Below are 20,154 nucleotides of genomic sequence, written 5' to 3'. Positions count from 1 at the left end.
TGTGTCGATACGTGAGAAGGCCGAGCGCCCTGACACCCCTGACAGTGGCTGCGGCCTTCTGTGCTCGTGAGTCGGCGCGTAGTGACTGCGCGTGACCCATTGACCCGAGCTCAACCTGATCCACTATCCGTCACGTAAGGAGTGCGTCAGGACGGGCGAGGTCGCGCGGATGTCACGGCAACGCGTGCACAGGGTTCCTGAATACGGACAATCCGGAACGTACACAGACAGATCTAAAACGGACAATGTGACGTTTCTAACGACCATCGGCGTCCGATATTCGGACACTCCCGCGGTTCGCCGAGGGCAGCAAAGAGGGGCGCCGGGGTGTCCCCGGCGCCCCTCCGTAGTGGCCGCGTTACCGCTTGGCGCGGGCCGCCGCGCGGCCGCGCTCCTTCTGGTCGAGCACCACCTTGCGGATACGGACCGTCGCCGGGGTGACCTCGATGCACTCGTCGTCGCGGCAGAACTCCAGCGACTGCTCCAGCGAGAGCTTGCGCGGCGGCACGATCGACTCGGTCACGTCCGCGGTGGAGGACCGCATGTTGGTGAGCTTCTTCTCCTTGGTGATGTTCACGTCCATGTCGTCGGAGCGGGAGTTCTCGCCGACGATCATGCCCTCGTAGACCTCCGTGGTCGGCTCGCAGAACAGCACGCCGCGCTCCTGGAGGTTGGTCATCGCGAACGGCGTCACGACGCCGGCCCGGTCCGCGACCAGCGAGCCGTTGTTCCGCGTGCGCAGCTCGCCGAACCACGGCTCGTGGCCCTCGAAGATGGAGTGCGCGATGCCGGTGCCGCGGGTCTGGGTCAGGAACTCCGTCCGGAATCCGATCAGGCCGCGGGACGGCACGATCCACTCCATCCGGATCCAGCCGGAGCCGTGGTTCGTCATGGTCTCCATCCGGCCCTTGCGCGAGGCCATCAGCTGCGTGATCGCGCCCAGGTGCTCCTCCGGCGAGTCGATGGTCAGCCGCTCGATCGGCTCGTGCACCTTGCCGTTGATCTCGCGGGTGACCACCTCGGGCTTGCCGACGGTCAGCTCGAAGCCTTCGCGGCGCATCGTCTCCACCAGGATCGCCAGCGCCAGCTCACCGCGGCCCTGCACCTCCCAGGTGTCCGGGCGCTCGGTCGGCAGCACCCGCAGCGACACGTTGCCGACCAGCTCACGCTCCAGCCGGTCCTTGACCAGCCGCGCGGTCACCTTGTGGCCCTTGCCGCCCTTGCCGACCAGCGGCGAGGTGTTGGTGCCGATCGTCATCGAGATGGCCGGCTCGTCCACGGTGATCAGCGGCAGCGCGATCGGGTTCTCCGGGTCGGCCAGCGTCTCGCCGATCATGATGTCGGGGATACCCGCCACCGCGCAGATGTCGCCGGGCCCGGCGGACTCGGCGGCCTTGCGGGTCAGCGCCTCGGTCATCATCAGCTCGGTGATGCGGACGTTGGCGATGGTGCCGTCGCGCTTGATCCAGGCGACCGTCTGCCCCTTCTTCAGGTGGCCCTGCTCGACCCGGAGCAGCGCGATCCGGCCGAGGAAGTTGTCCGCGTCGAGGTTGGTGACGTGCGCCTGGAGCGGCGCCGCCTCGTCGTAGATCGGCGCGGGGACGGTGGACAGGATGGTGGAGAAGAACGGCTCCAGGCTGTCGCTGTCGGCGGGCACCGTGCCGTTGTCCGGCTTGGTGAGCGAGGCGACGCCGTCACGCGCGCAGGCGTAGACGATCGGGAACTCGATCTGGTCCTCGTCCGCGTCCAGGTCGAGGAAGAGGTCGTACGTCTCGTTGACGACCTCGTCGATCCGGGAGTCGGGGCGGTCGGTCTTGTTGATGCACAGGATCACCGGGAGCCGCGCGGACAGCGCCTTGCGGAGCACGAAACGGGTCTGCGGCAGCGGGCCCTCGGAGGCGTCCACCAGCAGGACCACCGCGTCCACCATGGACAGGCCGCGCTCGACCTCGCCACCGAAGTCGGCGTGGCCCGGGGTGTCGATGATGTTGATGGTGACCGGGTCGCCGCCGTCCTTCGGGTGGTACCGGACGGCGGTGTTCTTCGCGAGAATGGTGATGCCCTTCTCGCGCTCCAGGTCGTTCGAGTCCATCATCCGGTCGTCCAGATGCTGGTGCGCGGCGAACGCCCCGGCCTGCTTCAGCATGGCGTCCACCAGGGTCGTCTTCCCGTGGTCGACGTGGGCGACGATGGCGACGTTACGGATGTCGTGGCGCGTGGACATGAATGCGGCGCTTCTCCCGGAATCGTGGATGGCGTCGCGCCTTCTCCTTCGACGCGAATCGCCCGCCGGGCAAGGTCACGCCACGGCCTCACCCCATGGTACGGGTCCGCCCGGGCGAGGCCCCACCCAGCGCTCCCGGGGGGGCCGGACCTCCCACCCTGCCCCTCCCCCGGGTACCGGGGCCACCCCCCGGACGCGAGGTCCCGTCGCGACGGGAAGGGGCAGCCCGGGGGGACAGGGGCGGCGTGCTTACTTGCGGAAGCCGATGTTCTGGTAGCTCGGGGTCTGGAAGCCGAACGCACCCGCGTTGACCACGTTCGCGCGGAGGGCGACCACCTCGGGGCGCTGGTAGAGGGGAATCGACGCGGCTGCCGCCCAGATCCGCGCGTCCGCCTGATTGGTCAGCGAGCGGGCCTGCCCGGCGTCCAGCTCGGAGCCGGCCCGGGCCAGCAACTGGTCGATCTGGTCGGTGCCGACCCGGGTGTAGTTCTGCGCGACCGCGAGCGACCCGTCCGGCGCCGGCACCGGCTTCGCGAAGATCGGGGTGTCGTCGGTGGCCGGGTACGCGGTGCCGGGCCACGAGTACAGCGCCATGTCGAAGTCGCCGGACGCGATGTGGTCCTGGAAGAAGCTGTCGTCGTCGACCTTGCTGATCTCGGTGCGGATGCCGATCCGCGACAGCATCCGGGCGATCTGGCCGCCGACGTCGTCGAGCGTCGGCGAGTCGGCCGGGAGCACGAACCGCATGGTCAGCTCCTTGCCGTTCTTCGTCACCGCCTTCGCCGGCTCCACCACGGTCAGCGCGCCGGACGCCGCGGTCCGGCCCGGACCGGCGGCCTTCTCACCGGTCTTGCCGACCGGCCGCTGCCAGCCCGCGTCGGCGAGCAGCGCGGCCGCCTGCTGGGCGTCGGCGGTGCCCAGCGCCGAGCTGTGGTCGGCGTATCCGGCCTGCGAGGGCAGCACCAGGTGGTTGCCGAGCGGCTTCGTGGGCAGCCCCAGCGGCTTGAGCACGGCCTCAGCGATCTTCTTCCGGTCGATCGCGCGGGCCACCGCGTGCCGGATCCGCTCGTCGGCGAGCGGGCCGGAGCTGCCGTTCAGCGCGAGCTGCGCGTACGCGGCGTCCGGGGCGGTCCGCACCCCGACGCCCTTGGCGCGCTTGGCCGCGGCCAGCTCGCCCGGGTCGATCTCGGCCACGTCCAGCTTGCCCGCGGCCAGCGCCGCGGGCCGCTGGGCGCGCGGCACCGCGGTGAGCACGATCTGGTTGAGCTTGGCCGGGTCGCCCCACCAGCCGGCGTTGCGGGCGAGGGTGACGGTGCCCGCCTTCGCGTCCTCCGCCTTGACCGTGAACGGTCCGGCCGACACCGGCAGGGAGGTGCGCGCGCCGTCGTTGAAGGCGTCCGCGCTGCCGGTCACCGACTTCGGGTACAGCGGCGCGAACAGCGAGCGCCAGTCCGCGTACGGGGTGGCGAAGGTGACCTTGACCTGGTGGGCGTTCGCCCCGCGGCTGATCCCCGAGATCCGGTCGTAGCCGGCGTTCCGGGCGGTCCAGAACGCGGTGTTCTTGCCGCCGAGTGCCTTCCACTGGGCGGTGAAGTCGGCCACGCCGATCGCGCGGCCGTCGCTCCACTTCGCCTTCGGGTTGAGGTCGTAGGTGACGACCTGGCGCGGGTCCTGCGCGGTGACCTTGGCCGAGGTGGCGTAGTCCGGGTCGAGCTGGGGGGTGCCGCGCCCGTCCAGCCGGAACATCGCCGGCAGGGTCGCACCGGTGACGGTGGTGGTGCCGGCGTCCGCGTCGGACTGATAGGCGTTCAGGGTCTTGGGCATCTGGTCGACGGCCCAGGTGAGGCTGCCGCCGGCCCGCACCCCGGCACGGGACACCGCGGCCACGTCGGTGCCGGCGGTACCAGCCGCCTTGGTCCCGGACGAGGAGCAGGCGGTCAGCGCGGTGGCGCCGACCGTCAGCGCCATGGCGACACATGCCGTGGCGGACACGGCACGGCGCCGCCGCTCCGGGGCGGCCGGGGGAACGGCGGTCGGTTTCGCGCTGCGGTTCATGGGCTCGGACACCTCCGCGGCCCGGGGCGCCGCTCTACGGCGCACGACCGGGACGTCATCGATCGGCCTGAAGCACGGGGACGGGGAGAGCGGGGGCAGGGGCCCTCGCTGCAAGAAGACCTGTGCCCCTTTCCACACCCGACACGACGCACCTTCGCCCGGGGTCCACCCGGACGGCTCAGCAACCACCGCCGGCCGCCGTACGGCAGTAGCGGCGCCCGCTGCCGATCACCCGGTCCGTGCAGCGGTCTTCACAAGAGCGGGTGTGACGCGCAACACTCGCAGCGCTACTGCGCGATTCCGCACGGCGACAGATGGCGAGGGCACTCCATGTCCCTGCACGACGACCTGACCTCCGTCCAGCGGCGGCTGGACGACCTGATGCGATGCGTGGCGCGGCTCGACGAGCACGCGGGCGACACCCTCGACATGAAGCGCGTGCGATCGGCCGCGAGCCACCTGCGGGAGAGCCTGGCGCTGCTCCAGGACTCGGTACCGGCGGCCGCGGACCACCGCGAGCGCGAGATGGTCACGATCCCGGACGCGCCGTACGACCGCGGACTGTGGGCGGACGCCGAGGACGAGGGGCTGGGCTCCCCCCACCGGCACGCACCCTGAGCCGTACGGCGGGGCCGTGGCCGCAGCGCCGGCCGTCCTCGTACGGCCGGCCGCAGCCGTTCGCCCTCGCCGCTGATCCGCTCCCGCACCCGGCCGCCGCGGCACACCACGCCCGGCAGCCGGTTCCCCGGCCTTTCCCGGCCATGGCCCGCCGCGCACGGCGGGTGAGCCCCTCGCCATCCCCTACGGAGTCCCCTTTGGCCACCGGAACCACCTCAAGCACCCCCTCGAGCACACCACCGGGCACGCCGCCGAGCACCTCCCCGGCCGGGCCCGCGCGGATCGCGCACGGCGTCGGCAGCCCCGGCCGTGCGGCGATCTCCGCGCCGCACCTGAGAACCGACCGATGGTGGCTGCCGCCCCTGGTCAGCGCGCTCGGTCTGGCCGCGTTCATCGGCTACTCGACCTGGCGGGCGTTCGCGAACACGCACTACTACGCGGCGCCGTACGTGTCGCCGTTCTACTCGCCCTGCCTCGCGTCGAACTGCACGGACATGAACGGCGGCGCCGACTGGCACCTGTTCGGGAACTGGTGGGGCCTGTCCCCCGCCCTGCTGGTGCTGATCTTCCCGCTGGGCTTCCGGCTGACCTGCTACTACTACCGCAAGACCTACTACCGGGCGTTCTGGCTCTCCCCGCCGGCCTGCGCGGTCGCCGAGCCGCACGCGTCGTACACCGGCGAGACGCGGCTCCCGCTGATCCTGCAGAACATCCACCGGTACTTCTTCTACCTGGCCGTGGTGGTCGCCGGCATCCTCAGCTACGACACGGTGCTGGCCTTCCGCGACCCGCACGGCAACTGGGGACACGCCGGGCTGGGCACCCTCGTCCTGCTGGTCAACATCATCCTGATCTGGGCGTACACCCTCTCCTGCCACTCCTGCCGGCACATCATCGGCGGCAAGCTGCGGCACTTCTCCGCCCACCCGGTGCGGTACCGGATGTGGGGCTGGGTCGGAGTGCTCAACGGCCGCCACATGCTGCTCGCCTGGTCGTCCCTGATCAGCGTCGGTGTCGCGGACCTGTACGTGTACCTGGTGTCCAGCGGCGCATTCGACGATCCGAGGTTCTTCTGAGATGAGTTACGTGGAACGGCACGCGTACGACGTGGTCGTGGTCGGCGCGGGCGGCGCGGGGCTGCGCGCCGCGATCGAGGCACGCGAGCAGGGGCTGCGGACCGCGGTGATCTGCAAGTCCCTGTTCGGCAAGGCGCACACGGTGATGGCCGAGGGCGGCATCGCGGCGAGCATGGGCAACGTCAATTCCGGCGACAACTGGCAGGTGCACTTCCGCGACACGATGCGCGGCGGGAAGTTCCTCAACCACTGGCGGATGGCCGAGCTGCACGCCAAGGAGGCACCGGACCGGGTCTGGGAGCTGGAAACGTGGGGCGCGCTGTTCGACCGCACCCCGGACGGGAAGATCTCCCAACGCAACTTCGGCGGCCACGAGTACCCGCGCCTCGCGCACGTCGGCGACCGCACCGGCCTGGAGCTGATCCGCACCCTCCAGCAGAAGGTCGTCTCGCTCCAGCAGGAGGACTTCGCGGACAGCGGCGACTACGAGTCCCGGCTGAAGGTCTTCCAGGAGTGCACCGTCACCCGGATCCTGAAGAGCCCGGACGGCGCGGTCGCCGGTGTCTTCGGGTACGTCCGCGAGTCGGGCCGGCTGTTCGTGATCGACGCGCCCGCGGTGGTGCTGGCCACCGGCGGGATCGGCAAGTCCTTCAAGGTGACCTCCAACTCGTGGGAGTACACCGGCGACGGGCACGCCCTGGCGCTGCTGGCCGGGGCGCCGCTGATCAACATGGAGTTCATCCAGTTCCACCCGACCGGGATGGTCTGGCCGCCGTCGGTGAAGGGCATCCTGGTCACCGAGTCGGTCCGCGGCGACGGCGGGGTGCTGCGCAACAGCGAGGGCAAGCGGTTCATGTTCGGCTACGTGCCGGACGTGTTCAAGGAGAAGTACGCGCAGACGGAGGAGGAGGCCGACGGCTGGTACACCGACCCGGACCACCACCGCCGGCCGCCGGAGCTGCTGCCGCGCGACGAGGTGGCCCGCGCGATCAACTCCGAGGTGAAGGCGGGCCGCGGGTCCCCGCACGGCGGGGTGTTCCTGGACGTGTCCACCCGGATGACGCCCGAGGAGATCACCCGGCGGCTGCCGTCGATGCACCACCAGTTCAAGGAGCTGGCCGACGTCGACATCACCGCCGAGGCGATGGAGGTCGGGCCGACCTGCCACTACATGATGGGCGGGGTCGCCGTGGACCCGGACACCGCGGCGGCCGCCGGGGTGCCAGGGCTGTTCGCGGCCGGCGAGGTGGCCGGCGGGATGCACGGCTCCAACCGGCTCGGCGGCAACTCGCTGTCCGACCTGCTGGTCTTCGGCCGCCGCGCCGGGCTGTACGCGGCGCAGTACGCGACCGGCCTCGGTGACGCCCGCCCGGTGGCGGACGACGAGCAGATCGACCGGGCCGCGGCGGAGGCACTGCGGCCGTTCGGCGCGGCCGAAGCGGCGGCCGGCGGAAGCGGCACGGACGCCGGCGGCCCCTCCGGGTCGGCGGGCGAGGCGGCCCCCGCGGTCCCCGTCGAGAACCCGTACACCCTGCACCAGGAGCTCCAGCAGGTCATGAACGACCTGGTCGGGATCATCCGGCGAGCCCCGGAGATGGAGCAGGCGCTGGACCGGCTGGCGGTGCTGCGCGAGCGCGCCGAGCGGGCCGGCGTGGAGGGGCACCGCCAGTTCAACCCGGGCTGGCACCTGGCGATCGACCTGCGCAACATGCTGCTGGTCAGCGAGTGCGTGGCCCGGGCGGCACTGGAGCGTACCGAGAGCCGCGGCGGCCACACCCGCGACGACCACCCGGACATGGACCGCACCTGGCGCAAGGTCAACCTGGTGTGCGAGCTGTCGGACGCGGCCGGAGGCGCGGTGGACCTGCACCGCCGCCCGACCGCCGCGATCCGGCCCGACCTGCTCGACCTGTTCGAACGGGACGAGCTGCTGAAGTACCTGACGGACGAGGAGTTGGACGCGTGAGCGCTTACACGGCCCGGTTCCGGGTCTGGCGGGGCGACGCCGAGGGCGGCGGGCTGAAGGACTACGACGTCGAGGTCAACGACGGCGAGGTCGTGCTCGACATCATCCACCGGCTCCAGGCCACCCAGGCCACCGACCTCGCGGTGCGCTGGAACTGCAAGGCGGGCAAGTGCGGTTCGTGCAGCGCCGAGATCAACGGGCGGCCCCGGCTGATGTGCATGACCCGCATGTCGGTCTTCACCCGGGACGAGACGATCACGGTCACCCCGCTGCGGGCCTTCCCGGTCGTCCGGGACCTGGTCACCGACGTGTCCTTCAACTACGCCAAGGCCCGGGAGATCCCCGCGTTCGTGCCGCCGAAGGGCGTCGCGGCCGGGGAGTACCGGATGGCGCAGGTCGACGTGGAGCGCTCGCAGGAGTTCCGCAAGTGCATCGAGTGCTTCCTGTGCCAGGACACCTGCCACGTGGTGCGCGACCACGAGGAGAACAAGGGCGCGTTCGCCGGACCGCGGTTCCTGATGCGGGTCGCCGAGCTGGACATGCACCCGCTGGACGCCGCCGCCGCGGACGGCGGCCCGACCCGGGCGGAGTCCGCGCAGGACGACCACGGGCTCGGCTACTGCAACATCACCAAGTGCTGCACGGAGGTCTGCCCGGAGCACATCCACATCACGGACAACGCGCTGATCCCGCTGAAGGAGCGGGCCGTCGACCGCAAGTACGACCCGCTGGTGTGGCTGGGCTCGAAGATCCGGCGCCGCGGCCAGTAGGCCCTGGGTCACCCGATCGTCGGACGGCGGCGCGGCCCCGCGCCGCACCGCCGTCCGGGACCTCCCGCCCCCGCGCGACCCGGGGGAGAGCCCGCGCCCGACCCGTTCCGGATCAGGCGGCCCTGCGCCGCCCGGGGAATCCCGGGCGGCGCGCGGGAGGGCGCGGCGGGCCGCCGCTCCCCGGTCGCGCGACCGATACGCCGCACATACGCTCCCGAAAAGAGCCACGCGGTGGGCCGTGGCGCGGACAGCGGGAGGCAACGCGGTGCGCCACAAACGTAGGTCGTCCGCCGCCGCGCTGGCCGCGCTGGCCGTGCTGGCCCTGAGCACGGGGCTGCCCGCGCGGGCAGCGGCGGACGACCCGATACCCCTGGCCAGGACGGGCCAGGTCACCGACAAGGTGGGCGCGCTGCAGAGCCGCGCCGGGCAGGTGCGCACCGCGCTGGACCGCCTCTACGCGCAGCAGCGGCTCCAGCTGTTCACCGTCTACGTCGGCGGCTTCTCGGGCAGCGCGCCGCAGGACTGGGCGAACGCCACCGCGGTCCGCAACGGCCTGGGCCGCAAGGACGTCCTGCTGGCGGTGGCCACCCACGACCGCCAGTACGCGGTCTCCGCCGACCAGGAGTCGGGCCTGACCCAGCAGCAGATCGACGAGGTAGGCGACCAGGCGATCGAGCCCGCGCTGCGGCACAACGACTGGGCGGGGGCCGCGATCGGCGCGGCGAACGGCTACGACGCGGTGCTCAGCGGCCGCCCGGTGACCGCGCCGGTGATCACCCCGGGCACGGCGGACCCGGGCGCGGCGAACGACGGCCGCTCGTCCGGCTCGGTCTGGATTCCGGTGGTCGCGCTGGGCGCAGCGGCCCTGCTGGGCGTGTGGGCGTACCGCAGGCGGGTCGAGCGGCAGCGCCCGGTGCGGACCTCGGCGGGGCGCGGCGCCAGCGAGTGGCGGGGACGCCCGAAGCAGCCGGTGCCGGTCACGCCACTGCCGGAGCTGGACGCGCAGGCACGCGAGCTGCTGGTGGCCACGGACGACGCGGTACGCACCAGCCAGGAGGACGTGGGGTTCGCGGCGGCGCAGTTCGGCGAGGAGGCGGCGCAGCCCTTCGGGGAGGCGGTGGACTACGCCAAGGGCGAGCTGACCGCGGCCTTCCGGCTGCGGCAGAAACTCGACGACGCCTACCCGGAGGACGACGCGACCCGGCGGCAGATGCTGGACGACATCCTGTCCCGCTGCACGCAGGCGAACCGGCGGCTGGACGCGGAGTCGGAGGCGTTCGACCGGCTGCGGGCGATGGAGGCGAACGCCCCGCAGGTGCTGGCCCAGGCCGAGGAGAAGGCGGCGGCGCTGCCCGGCCGGATCGACGCCGCCGCGGCCGTGCTCGGCCCGCTGGCGCAGCGGTACGCCGACTCCGCGCTGGCACCGGTGACCGGCTATCCGGCCGAGGCCCGCGACCGGCTCGACTTCGCCCGCACCAGCCTGAAGCAGGCGCGTACGGCGATCGGCAGCGACCACGGCCGGGCCGCGGTCTTCGTGCGCGCCGCCGAGGGCGCCCTGGACCAGGCGACCACGCTCGCCGACTCCGTCACCCGAAGGGAGCAGGAGCTGCGCGCGGCCGACACGAAACTGGCCGAGGCGCTGGCCGAGACCGAGACCGACCTCGCCGAGGCCCGCGCGATCCTGGGCGCCGGGCCGCCCCCCGGCGGCGGCGCTGAGGCGGGCGCGGGGCCGGGCACGGGGCCGCGGGGCGACGAGCCGGCGGCCGGAGGCGGCCCGGCGCAGCCGGCGGGACCCACCCGCACGGGAACCGGCACGGCCGGCTGGGCCGGCGGCACGGCAGGTGCGGGCCCGGGCGGTGCCGCGCCGGGCCCCGGCGGCCGGCCGCGGCACGCCGAGCTGCGCGGGCGGGTGGCGCGGGCGGAGAGCGTGCTCGCGGCGGTGCGCACCGAACTCGCGGAGGGGCGGCCCGACCCGATCGCGGCGCTGCGCCGGGTGGAGGAGGCGGACGCGGCGCTGGACGACGCGCTGGCCGGGGCCCGGGAGCAGGAGGCCGGGCAGCACCGGGCCGACACGCTGCTCGGCCAGGCGCTGCTGGCCGCGCGCAGCGAGGTCGCGGCGGCCCGGGACGTGGTCACCACGCACCGCGGCGCGATCGGCAGCCAGGCCAGGACCCGGCTGACCGAGGCCGAGCGCCGGCTGCGCCAGGCGGAGTCGCTGGCGGCGACCGACCCGCAGCCGGCCCTGGAGCACGCCCGCGAGGCGGACCGGCTGGCCCGCGAGGCGCAGTCGTACGCGCAGGACGACGTCACCGGCTTCGGCGGCCGGCGCGGGCGCGGCGGCTACGGCGCCGGCGGAACGGGCGGGGTGGGCGGCGCCGTGCTCGGCGGCATCCTGCTGGGCGACCTGCTCGGCGGCGGCCGCACCCGCGGCTTCGGCATGGGCGGGTACGGCGGGTACGGCGGCGGGATGGGCGGCGGCGCCGGCCCCGGCAGCTTCGGCGGCGGCGGCACCCGCGGCCGGATGGGCGGCGGCGGGCGCTTCTAGACGGACCCGGACAGGCAGGACCCCTCCGACAGCGAAGCTCGACGACGGCAGCAGGTCATCCAAGGAGTAGCCATGACGAAGCAGACGATCCTCGGCCGGGTGGCGCAGCTCGCCAGGGCGAACATCAACGCGCTCCTCGACCAGGCCGAGGACCCGCAGAAGATGATCGACCAGCTCATCCGCGAGTACACCGAGAACATCAAGGAGGCCGAGGAGGCCGTCGCCGGCACCATCGGCAACCTGCGGCTGATGGAGCAGGACCACGCCGAGGACGTGTCCGCGGCGGCGGAGTGGGGCGGCAAGGCGGTCGCGGCCAGCCGCAAGGCGGACGAGCTGCGGTCCTCGGGCGGCACCGCGGAGGCCGACCGGTTCGACAACCTCGCCAAGGTGGCGCTGGGCCGCCAGCTCCAGTCCGAGAAGGAGGCGCGGGCGGCGGAACCGGTGATCGCCTCGCAGAACGAGGTGGCCGGCAAACTCCGCACCGGCCTGGACGAGATGAAGGAGCGGCTGCGGCAACTCCAGGCCAAGCGCGACGAGCTGGTCGCCCGCTCGCGCACCGCCCACGCGCAGAACACCATGCTGGACGCGGTCAAGAGCGTCAACGTTCTCGACCCGACGAGCGAGTTGGGCCGTTTCGAGGACAAGGTGCGGCGCGAGGAGGCCCGGGCGCAGGGCCGCCAGGAGCTGGCCGCCTCCTCGCTGGACGCCCAGTTCGAGTCGCTGGACAGCGCGGGCGACGCCGCGGAGATCGACGCCCGGCTGGCCCGGTTGAAGTCCGGCGCGGCGTGACCGGGGTGGCCCGGACAAAGTCGCCCGACCGGGGGTGCCCGGCCGGCTAGAACATGCTGAGCAGGTCGTCCACGGACGGGCCGGCCGAGCCCGGCTGGCCGCCGCGCAGCGCCAGTTCGAACCAGACGGTCTTGCCGCGGTGGGTGCGGCGGCTGCCCCAGCTCTGGCTGAGCATCGCGACGAGCTGCAGGCCGCGCCCGCCCTCGTCGGTGTCCCGGGCGCGGCGCCGGCGCGGCTGCATCAGGGCGTTGTCCCACACCTCGCAGACCAGGGTGCGATCCAGCAGCAGCCGCAACCGGATGTCGCCGTACCCGTGCCGCAGCGCGTTGGTGACCAGCTCGCTGACGAGCAGCTCGGTGGTGTCGACCAGATCGTCCAGGCCCCACTCCAGCAGCTGGTCGCGGGCGAGCTCGCGGGCCTGGGCGACGGAGGTGGGCTGCGGCGCGAGCGTCCAGTCGCCGACCTGCTCGGCGGGCAGGCCGCGGATACGGGCCATCAGCAGCGCGATGTCGTCCTCGCCGTGGGCGGTGTCGAGGGTGGCCAGGACGTGGTCGCAGACGTCCTCCAGCGGCCGGGCCGGACCGGCCAGCGAGGCGCGGAAGGCGTCCAGGCCCTCGTCCAGCGGGTGGCTGCGGGACTCGACCAGACCGTCGGTGTAGAGGGCGAGCAGGGTGCCCTCGGCGAGCTGGACCTCGGTCTCCTCGAACGGCTCGCCGCCGACGCCCAGCGGCACGCCCCGGGGCACTTCGAGCATCAGCGGGTCCTCGCCCGGCTCGACCACGACCGGCGGCAGGTGCCCGGCGTTGGCGATGGTGCAGCGCCGGGTCACCGCGTCGTAGACGACGTAGATGCAGGTGGCGAGGTAGACCTCGGCGAGGTCGGTCTCGGCGGGGTTCTTCGAGCGGCGGGTGCGGCCGGTGGAGGGGGTGCCCAGGCCGTCCGCGACCTCGTCCAACGCACCCAGCACCTCGGCGGGTTCGAGGTCGAGCATGGCCAGGGTGCGGACGGCGGTGCGCAGTTCGCCCATCGCGACGGCCGCGCGCAGGCCGCGGCCCATCACGTCGCCGACCACCAGCGCGGTGCGGTGCCCGGGCAGTTCGATGACGTCGAACCAGTCGCCGCCGACCTCGGTCTCCATGCTGCCGGGCAGGTACCGGCAGGCGATGTCGAGGCCGGCCGCCTCCGGGTCGTCCGGGGGAAGCAGGCTGCGCTGGAGGATCAGGGCGCGCTCGTGCTCGCGGCGGTACAGCCGGGCGTTGTCGAGGAAGATCGCGGCGCGGGCGGCCAGTTCCTCGGCGAGCATCCGGTCCCGCTCGGTGAAGGGCTCGCTGCCCTTGGCGCGGGAGAACTGCACCAGGCCCAGCACGGTGTCGCGGGCGACCATCGGCACCACGAGGGTGGACTGCACCAGCGGGGTGCCGCCCAGGTCGTGGCCGCCTTCGCCGTCGAGCACCTGGAGTTGGGCGGTGCGCAGCGCGCGGGCGCTGGCCGAGTTGAACCGGAAGCGGTGCACGGAGCCGACCGAGACCGGGCCGTCGCTGGGCTCGACGTCGTCGTCACCGGCCATCGCCACGGGCGCGTCGGACACCGAACTGGCGAACGCCACCCGGCGCACCTCGCCACTGCCGTCGCTGGTGCCGGTCAGCTCCTCGGCGCCGGACAGCAGCGCCTGGTAGAGGTCGACGGAGGCGAGGTCGCAGAAGTGCGGCACGGCCACGTCGAGCAGTTCGCGGGCGGTGGTCTCCAGGTCCAGCGAGGTGCCGATCCGCGAGCCGGCCTCGTTGAGCAGCGCGAGGTTGCGGCGGGCGTGCGCGGCCTCGCGCTCGGCGCGCTGCCGGCCGGTGACGTCCATGGCGAGGCCCGCGACGCCGATCGGGCGGCCGGAGTTGCTGTGCAGCCGGTACAGCGAGATCGACCAGCGGCGGCGGGCCGGGTCGCCGGGCACGGTGCCGACCAGCGGCATGTCGAGCACGGCGTCGCCGGTCTCCAGGACCTGCCGCAGCGCGGCGGAGAGCCGGTCGGCCTCCACCCGGGACAGGAAGTCCTGCGGCCCGCGGCCGGGTTGCTCGGCGGTACGGCCGAAGACGGCGGCGAAGCGCTCATTGACCCGGACCAGGCGCAGTCGGGTGTCGAACAGCACGAAGCCCATCGGGGACTGCCCGAACACCGCCTGGGAGGCGGCCAGATCGGTCTCGATCTGACGCAGCGTCGCCACGTCGACGGCCACGCACAGCGCACCGCGGTCGGCGGGCATCACGTAGACCTCGGCCCGGCCCTCGGCGCCGGAGGCGTCGCGGTAGGGCACCAGACCCTGCCACTCGCGCCCGTCGAGGATCTGCGCCAGGCGCTCGTGCGCGCGCGTCTGCACCTCGCTCGGCGCGAAGGCGGCGATCGGGTCCTTGCCGACGGCCTCGGCCGCGGGCACGCCGAAGAACTCGGTGGCGCGCTCGCTCCACTGGTCGATCCGGCCCTCGGCGTCGAGGGAGAACGAAGCGACGCGTATGTAGTCATACAGGGACCCGGGCGGGCTTGACTGCCAGACGCCGGCTTTTGCCGCGTCCGCGTCGTCGTCGCCGGGCGAAACCGCCCCTGCTGGCATGTCGCTCACTCGCCCGACCCCTCCAGCTCAGCACACATGGACCGGTTGGAGCCGAGTATTTCGCATGGCGACCGTCCAGCACACGGTCTTGTCGATCACAGCATCATCTCGGCTCGTGGAGCGCGGGGGCCGTCCCCGGGACACCACGGTCGCACCTCTCGCTCCCGCCTCTTCGGCATACCCGGCACAGTCGCTCCGAACCATCACGCCCGTGCGACCCCGGACGGGGGCGCACGGCGTCACGGCAGGGCCAGTTCGAACCAGACCGTCTTGCCCAGCGATCCGTGCCGCGTCCCCCACCGCCGCGACGACCCGGCCACCAGCTGCAGGCCCCTGCCGCCCTCGTCGTCGTCGGCCGCGACCCGCTCGCGCGGCGGGTCCGGCAGCGGGTCGGAGACCTCCACCAGCAGCGAGCTGCCGCGGACCATGCGGACCCCGATCGGGCCGTGCGCGTAGCGCAGCGAATTGGTCACCAGCTCGCTGACGAGCAGCACGGTGACGTCGCACATCGCCGTCAGGCCCCACGACGTCAGGGTGTCACGGACCCGGCGGCGCGCCAGCCGGACGGCGCTGGCCTCGGCGGGGAAGGTCCAGGAGGCGGTGGAACCGGCCGGCAGGCCGCCCAGGCGGGCCATCAGCAGCGCCACGTCGTCCGGCTCCCGGTCGGGATCCATGGTGGCCAGCAGCTCGTCGCAGGCGTCGTCCAGGGAGTCCACGCGGCCGCACAGCGTCTCGCGCAGCCGGTCGATGCCCAGCCCGATGTCCTTGCCGCGAGCCTCCACCAGGCCGTCGGTGTACAGCACCAGGACGGCGCCGTCGGGCACGTCCATCTCGGTGGTCTCGAAGCGCACCCCGCCGACCCCGAGCGGCACCCCGGGCGGCAGGTCCAGCAGCCGCGCGTTGCAGCTGTCGGGGTCGCCCTGGTTCTCCACCAGCACCGGCGGCAGGTGTCCGGCCTGGGCGATGGCGCAGCGCCGGGTGGACGGGTCGTAGACGGCGTACACCGCCGTGGCCATCCAGCCCTCGACCTGGCTCTGGGCGAGGTCGTCGCCCAGCTCGTTGACCCGGCGCAGCAGCTCGTCGGGGGCCATGTCGAGGCCCGCCAGGGTGCGTACGGCGGTGCGCAGCCGGCCCATGGTGGCCGCGGCGCGCAGGCCGTGTCCCATCACGTCGCCGACCACGAAGGCGAGCCGGCCGCCGGCCAGCGGGATCACGTCGAACCAGTCGCCACCGACCTCCGCGCCGCTGCTGCCGGGCACGTAGCGGTAGGCGATCCGCACGCCCGGCGGCTCGGGAAGGCTGCGCGGCAGCAGACTGCGCTGGAGGGTGAGGGCGCCCTCGCGCTCGCGGATGTACAGCCGCGCGTTGTCCAGCGCGGCGCCGGCCCGGTCGGCCAGCTCCATGCCGAGAGTGAGGTCGTCCTCGTCGAAGGGCTCCCGGTCCCGGGTACGGCCGGCGACCATCAGCCCGAGTACGACACCGTGCGCCCGCAGCGGCAGCACGAGCAGCGAGCTGACGCCCAGCTCCACGGCGGCGTTCACCTTCGGGTCGTCGGGAAAGGTGGTGGTGCTCAGGTCGTACTCGCCGTTGATCAGCTGGGGCTCACCGGTGAGCAGCACGCGGCCGAAAACCGAGTCCTCGGTGAAGTCGATGCGCTGGCCGCGGCGCAGCAGCTGCTCCACGCTCGGCGTCCAGCCGACCGCGCCGATGCCGAGCTGGCGCATCGGGGAGCCGTCGTAGTAGTGCGCGGTGGGCAGTTCGCCGCCGTCGGCGACCTCGGCGTGCATCACCACGCCGGCGTAGTCGCTGAAGCTGGGCACCACCGCCTCGGCGATGGTCTCGGCGACCCGGCGGACGTCCAGCACCCCGGCGATCCGCGAGCCGACGTCGTTGAGCAGCGTCAGCCGGCGGCGGGCCCGCTCGGCGCGCTTGGCGGCCTGCACCCGCTCGGTGACGTCGATGACGGTGGCGCTCACCCCCAGCACCCGCCCCGCCCGGTCGACCAGCCGGTGGTAGGACACCGACCGGTGGCCGCGGCGGCGGCCGGGCGCCGGCTCCACCCGGTCGATCACCGGCTCGCCGGTCTCCAGCACGCGGCGCTGGAGCTCGATCAGCTCGACGGCGACCTGCGGGTCGAGGACCTCGCTGAGGGTGTGGCCGAGGTGGTCGTCCCGCGGCACGCCGTTCATCGCGGCCAGCGCCTCGTTGACGCGCACGTAGCGCAGGTCGCGGTCGAAGATGGCCACGCCCAGCGGGGAGGAGTCGAACAGCGAGTCCAGGGCGGCCAGGTCGTGCTCCAGGGTGCGCAACCGGCTGGTCTCCACCATCGAGGCGAGCACGAAGGGGCGGCCGTCGCCGTCGACGAGCAGGCTGGCGCGGGTCTCCACCTGCACGGTGTGGCCGTCGCGGTGGCGCAGCGACAGGGTGCCGTCCCAGCGGCCGGTCCGCAGCAGCTCGGCGAGGATCCGCTCGACCTTCTCGTCGGCCTCGGCAGCCGCGGCCGCCGAGGCCGAGCGGGAGCCGGGCCTGCGGCGGGGCGTCTCGGGCTCCTGGGTGCCCTGTATGGCGATGTCCGAGCCGGCATCGGAGCCGGTGTCGGAGCCGGGCTCCGTGCTGGTGTCCGAGCTGGTCTCCGTACCGGACTCGGTACCGGTCCCGGTGCCGGTCCCGGTGCCGGACTCCGTGCCGGACTCAGCGTCGCCGGAACCGTCCGGGCCGCCGGTCGCCGCGGGCGGCTGCTCGGCCGGGCCGAAGAGGCCGCCGACCCGGCGGCCGACGATGTGCTCGCCGGCCCAGCCCAGCACGTCCTCGGCCAGCGGGCTCCACAGCAGCACCCGGCCCCGGGTGTCGAGCATCACCACGGCGACGCGGAGGGTGTCCAGGAGGGTGCCGGCCGTCGGCGACCGGTCGGCACTCTCCTGGACACCCTGATCCGGCGGCACGGACGTCACGGGCCGGGGGGCGCGGCCGGGCGACGCCTCGGGGCCGTCGCCGCTGGCGCTCATGCGTACACCCCCGACCGGGTCGGGCCGGGCTCGCGCGCACCCGGCCTCCAAGAGAGGTTTTCCCTCTTACCCGATATTGCCCCTTTTGCCGCAGCAGTGCGCGGAGGAGGTGCTCACGCCTCGGCCGCGCGGGGCACGACCCGCTCGATCAGGTACACCTGGGAGGCGGCGGGCGTGGCGGTCGCGGGGATCGCGCCGGCGGGACGGGTCAGCGCCTCGGCCACCCGCTCGGCCTCCGCGCGGGTGGCGTACCGTCCCACCCGGTAGCGGTTGGCGCCCTCGTCCTGCCGTATGAGGACCCACCCGAACTCGGACGTCACTGCGCCGCCCCCCTTCTTCGCGCCTCGGCCACCGCACCCGCGCCCGGTCCCGTGCTCCGGGAAACAGCGATGCGCATATGCCCGACCCTACGCCCGAGGTTCACTCGGCGGGTACGGAATGGCACGAAGAGGTACCGATCCGGTCAAGCAGCCGACCGGAAGTTGACGTGGCGTCAGCGAATCGGCGCCAGGTCAGCGGACCGGGAGGTGGTAGACGGCCCGGTACCGCTCGGCGGGGATCACCACGTCGGCGGTCTCCACCGGCCGCCCGGACGCGTAGTAGGTGCGGCGGATCTCGATCACGATGTGCCCAGGCACACCGCCCAGCGCCGCGGTCTCCTCGGCCAGGCCCGGACGGGCGCCGACCTCCTCGGCCATGTGGTCGACCAGCACGTCGATCGCCGTCATCCGCGGCACCACGCCCTGCCCGCCGACCGGCCCCTCCTCCGGGAGCAGCACCGGGGTGCGGGCGGTGAGCGCGAGCGGCTCCCAGGACGTGGAGAGCATCGAGGGCTCGCCCTCGGTGCGGAACAGGTAGTGCGTGCGCATCACCCGGTCGCCGACCTGGATGCCCAGCCGCGCGGCGACGTCGGCGGACGCCGCGTCCTGCACGGTGTGGGACTCCCAGGTGCCCTTGCTCGACTCGTCGGCCTGCTCCTGCCGGTACGGGCTCGGGGCGCCGGTCGGCCGGAAGCCGCTGCGGATGATCGGGCGCCGCTCCGGGCGCTCCCGCACGTAGGTGCCGGAACCCGAGCGGCCCTCCACGTAGCCCTCCGCCATCAGCACCTTGCGCGCCTCCAGGGCCACGGTGTCCGAGACGCCGTAGTCGCTGCGGATGCGCGCCTGCGAGGGCAGGCGGGCGTGCGGCGGCAGCGTGCCGTCGAGGATCTTCCGCCGCAGATCCCCGGCAACGCGAAGGTAGGCGGGCTGCTCACCGAAGACCACGTGCCCCTCCCAGGGGTTGACTGTGTGCGACAGCTTGGCAACCCTGGGTGCGCGACCGCAAGCCTTCCCCTGAGCATCACGTGGCGTGCGGTGTCCCGGCCGACGCTCGCGCCGCGCCCGTACGGCGCGGCGCGAGGGGCCGGTGGTGGATCAACAGCGGGGCGCCGGGATCAGACGCCCACCCCGGAGTTCCCGCCGTCGCCGTCCGATCCCCCGTCCGAGGAGCCGTCCGATCCCCCGTCCGACCCGCCGCCGGAGGAGCCGCCGTCCGAGGAGCCGCCGCCGCTCCGCACCGATCCGGTCACCTTGCCGTGGGGGCTGCCGAAGAAGCAGGTCACCGAGCGGTCCCCGGTCTCCCACAGGGACTTCTGCGGCCCGAAGAAGAACAGCGTCATGCCGTCCTTGAGCGAGGCGCCGTCCAGGTAGTCCTGCATCTGCCGGGCGCAGGTCGACTGGGCCTCGCGCGTGATCGCGTCGACGCCCGGGTAGCTCCCGCTCGTGCTGGGGTCGAGCGTGTAGGTGTAGAACGCCTCGGCGTCGTGCTCCTTCGCGCAGTCGACGACGTTGACGCGCCTGGACACCTTGGCGCCCTGCTCGAAGTCGGAGAGCGAGTGGCCGACCGTGTTGAAGCACTGGCCGGCCTTGATGTCCTGGACCTTGGTGTTGCCGCCGCCGTCCAGCACCCCGAGCGCGCCCAGCGTGATCAGCAGGGCCGTCGCCAGGGTGGTGATCGAGTTGATGGTGATCCCCGCGATGGCCAGGCCGCGCCCGCGCTGCCCATGCCGCTTGCCCTGCTTCAGCCCGCCGATGCCCAGACCGAGGCCGAGCAGCGGGATGCAGGTGAAGGCGGTCACCAGCGAGGCGATGGACAGCCCGTTGGTGGTGCGCTCGGCGGCGTACCAGCCCTGCTGAGGATACGGGTTGTACTGCCCGGGCATCCCGGGCATTCCCGGCCCACCCGGCATCCCCGGCCCGCCCGGGGCCGCGTACGGATTCGGGTTCGGCTGCTGGTACGGCCCCGGTCCCGCGCCGTACTGCGGCTGCCCGTCGCCGCCGCCGTAGGGCGAGGGCTGGGCGTACGACGTCTGCGGATAGCCGTACGGAGGGCCGGACTCGTACGGCGACGAGGTGCCGCCGTAGGGCGGGGCGGGCGGCGGCGGGGGCGGCCCGATCGGGTGCCCGCCGGGCGGCGGCGGCTGGTCCTCGGGGGACGGCGGGGATATGTCCACGCGGGGAGTTTAC

General features: G+C 73.3%; 13 protein-coding genes. 6 read left to right on the top strand and 7 right to left on the bottom strand.

Annotated features, from left to right (window positions below):
* Positions 1–358: 358 nt before the first annotated feature.
* Both typA and C4U44_RS04600 read right to left on the bottom strand, forming a co-directional pair.
* Positions 359–2,224 (bottom strand): translational GTPase TypA, encoded by a 1,866-nt coding sequence (gene typA / locus C4U44_RS04605; protein ID WP_103884313.1) that lies wholly within the window; start codon positions 2,222–2,224, stop codon positions 359–361.
* Between the two features lie 249 nt (positions 2,225–2,473).
* The gene (locus C4U44_RS04600; RefSeq protein WP_235031807.1) at positions 2,474–4,279 is read right to left on the bottom strand and encodes an ABC transporter family substrate-binding protein; all 1,806 of its coding nucleotides are present in this window, start codon (positions 4,277–4,279) and stop codon (positions 2,474–2,476) included.
* Positions 4,280–4,609: 330 nt separating this feature from the next.
* Here C4U44_RS04600 and C4U44_RS04595 point away from each other — a divergent pair, with 330 nt between their 5' ends.
* The 6 genes from C4U44_RS04595 to C4U44_RS04570 all read left to right on the top strand — a co-directional run bounded on the left by C4U44_RS04595 (position 4,610) and on the right by C4U44_RS04570 (position 12,043).
* On the top strand, positions 4,610–4,897 hold the full coding sequence (locus tag C4U44_RS04595; protein ID WP_103884312.1) for a hypothetical protein: 288 nt from the start codon (positions 4,610–4,612) through the stop codon (positions 4,895–4,897).
* Positions 4,898–5,094: 197 nt separating this feature from the next.
* Entirely contained in the window at positions 5,095–5,973 is an 879-nt protein-coding gene (locus C4U44_RS04590; RefSeq protein ID WP_407642779.1) for a hypothetical protein, read from the top strand.
* Between the two features lies 1 nt (position 5,974).
* Entirely contained in the window at positions 5,975–7,939 is a 1,965-nt protein-coding gene (locus C4U44_RS04585) for a fumarate reductase/succinate dehydrogenase flavoprotein subunit (RefSeq protein ID WP_103884311.1), read from the top strand.
* On the top strand, positions 7,936–8,709 hold the full coding sequence (locus tag C4U44_RS04580; protein ID WP_103884310.1) for a succinate dehydrogenase/fumarate reductase iron-sulfur subunit: 774 nt from the start codon (positions 7,936–7,938) through the stop codon (positions 8,707–8,709). Before C4U44_RS04585 ends, C4U44_RS04580 begins: the two co-directional genes overlap by 4 nt.
* A 265-nt stretch (positions 8,710–8,974) precedes the next feature.
* Complete coding sequence (locus C4U44_RS04575; RefSeq protein WP_103884309.1) at positions 8,975–11,254, top strand: TPM domain-containing protein; 2,280 nt, start codon at positions 8,975–8,977, stop codon at positions 11,252–11,254.
* 72 nt (positions 11,255–11,326) lie between these two features.
* Positions 11,327–12,043, top strand: coding sequence for a PspA/IM30 family protein (locus C4U44_RS04570; protein ID WP_103884308.1), 717 nt, complete (start codon positions 11,327–11,329; stop codon positions 12,041–12,043).
* A gap of 46 nt (positions 12,044–12,089) precedes the next feature.
* Here the strand turns inward: C4U44_RS04570 and C4U44_RS04565 are convergent, their stop codons facing one another.
* The 5 genes from C4U44_RS04565 to C4U44_RS04540 all read right to left on the bottom strand — a co-directional run bounded on the left by C4U44_RS04565 (position 12,090) and on the right by C4U44_RS04540 (position 20,141).
* Entirely contained in the window at positions 12,090–14,642 is a 2,553-nt protein-coding gene (locus C4U44_RS04565) for a SpoIIE family protein phosphatase (RefSeq protein WP_200823154.1), read from the bottom strand.
* 239 nt (positions 14,643–14,881) lie between these two features.
* On the bottom strand, positions 14,882–17,647 hold the full coding sequence (locus tag C4U44_RS04560; protein WP_265737307.1) for a SpoIIE family protein phosphatase: 2,766 nt from the start codon (positions 17,645–17,647) through the stop codon (positions 14,882–14,884).
* 113 nt (positions 17,648–17,760) lie between these two features.
* Positions 17,761–17,967, bottom strand: coding sequence for a hypothetical protein (locus tag C4U44_RS04550; protein ID WP_103884306.1), 207 nt, complete (start codon positions 17,965–17,967; stop codon positions 17,761–17,763).
* 192 nt (positions 17,968–18,159) lie between these two features.
* Entirely contained in the window at positions 18,160–18,912 is a 753-nt protein-coding gene (locus C4U44_RS04545) for a GntR family transcriptional regulator (RefSeq protein WP_103884305.1), read from the bottom strand.
* Between the two features lie 170 nt (positions 18,913–19,082).
* Complete coding sequence (locus C4U44_RS04540; protein ID WP_103884304.1) at positions 19,083–20,141, bottom strand: DUF4190 domain-containing protein; 1,059 nt, start codon at positions 20,139–20,141, stop codon at positions 19,083–19,085.
* Positions 20,142–20,154 lie beyond the last annotated feature (13 nt).

Origin of the sequence: Actinacidiphila yanglinensis (genome assembly GCF_900107965.1) — a bacterium.
Classification (GTDB): Bacteria; Actinomycetota; Actinomycetes; order Streptomycetales; family Streptomycetaceae; genus Actinacidiphila; species Actinacidiphila yanglinensis.
Note: the sequence above shows the minus strand (reverse complement) of the source record. Positions and strands in the feature narration are given on the sequence as shown.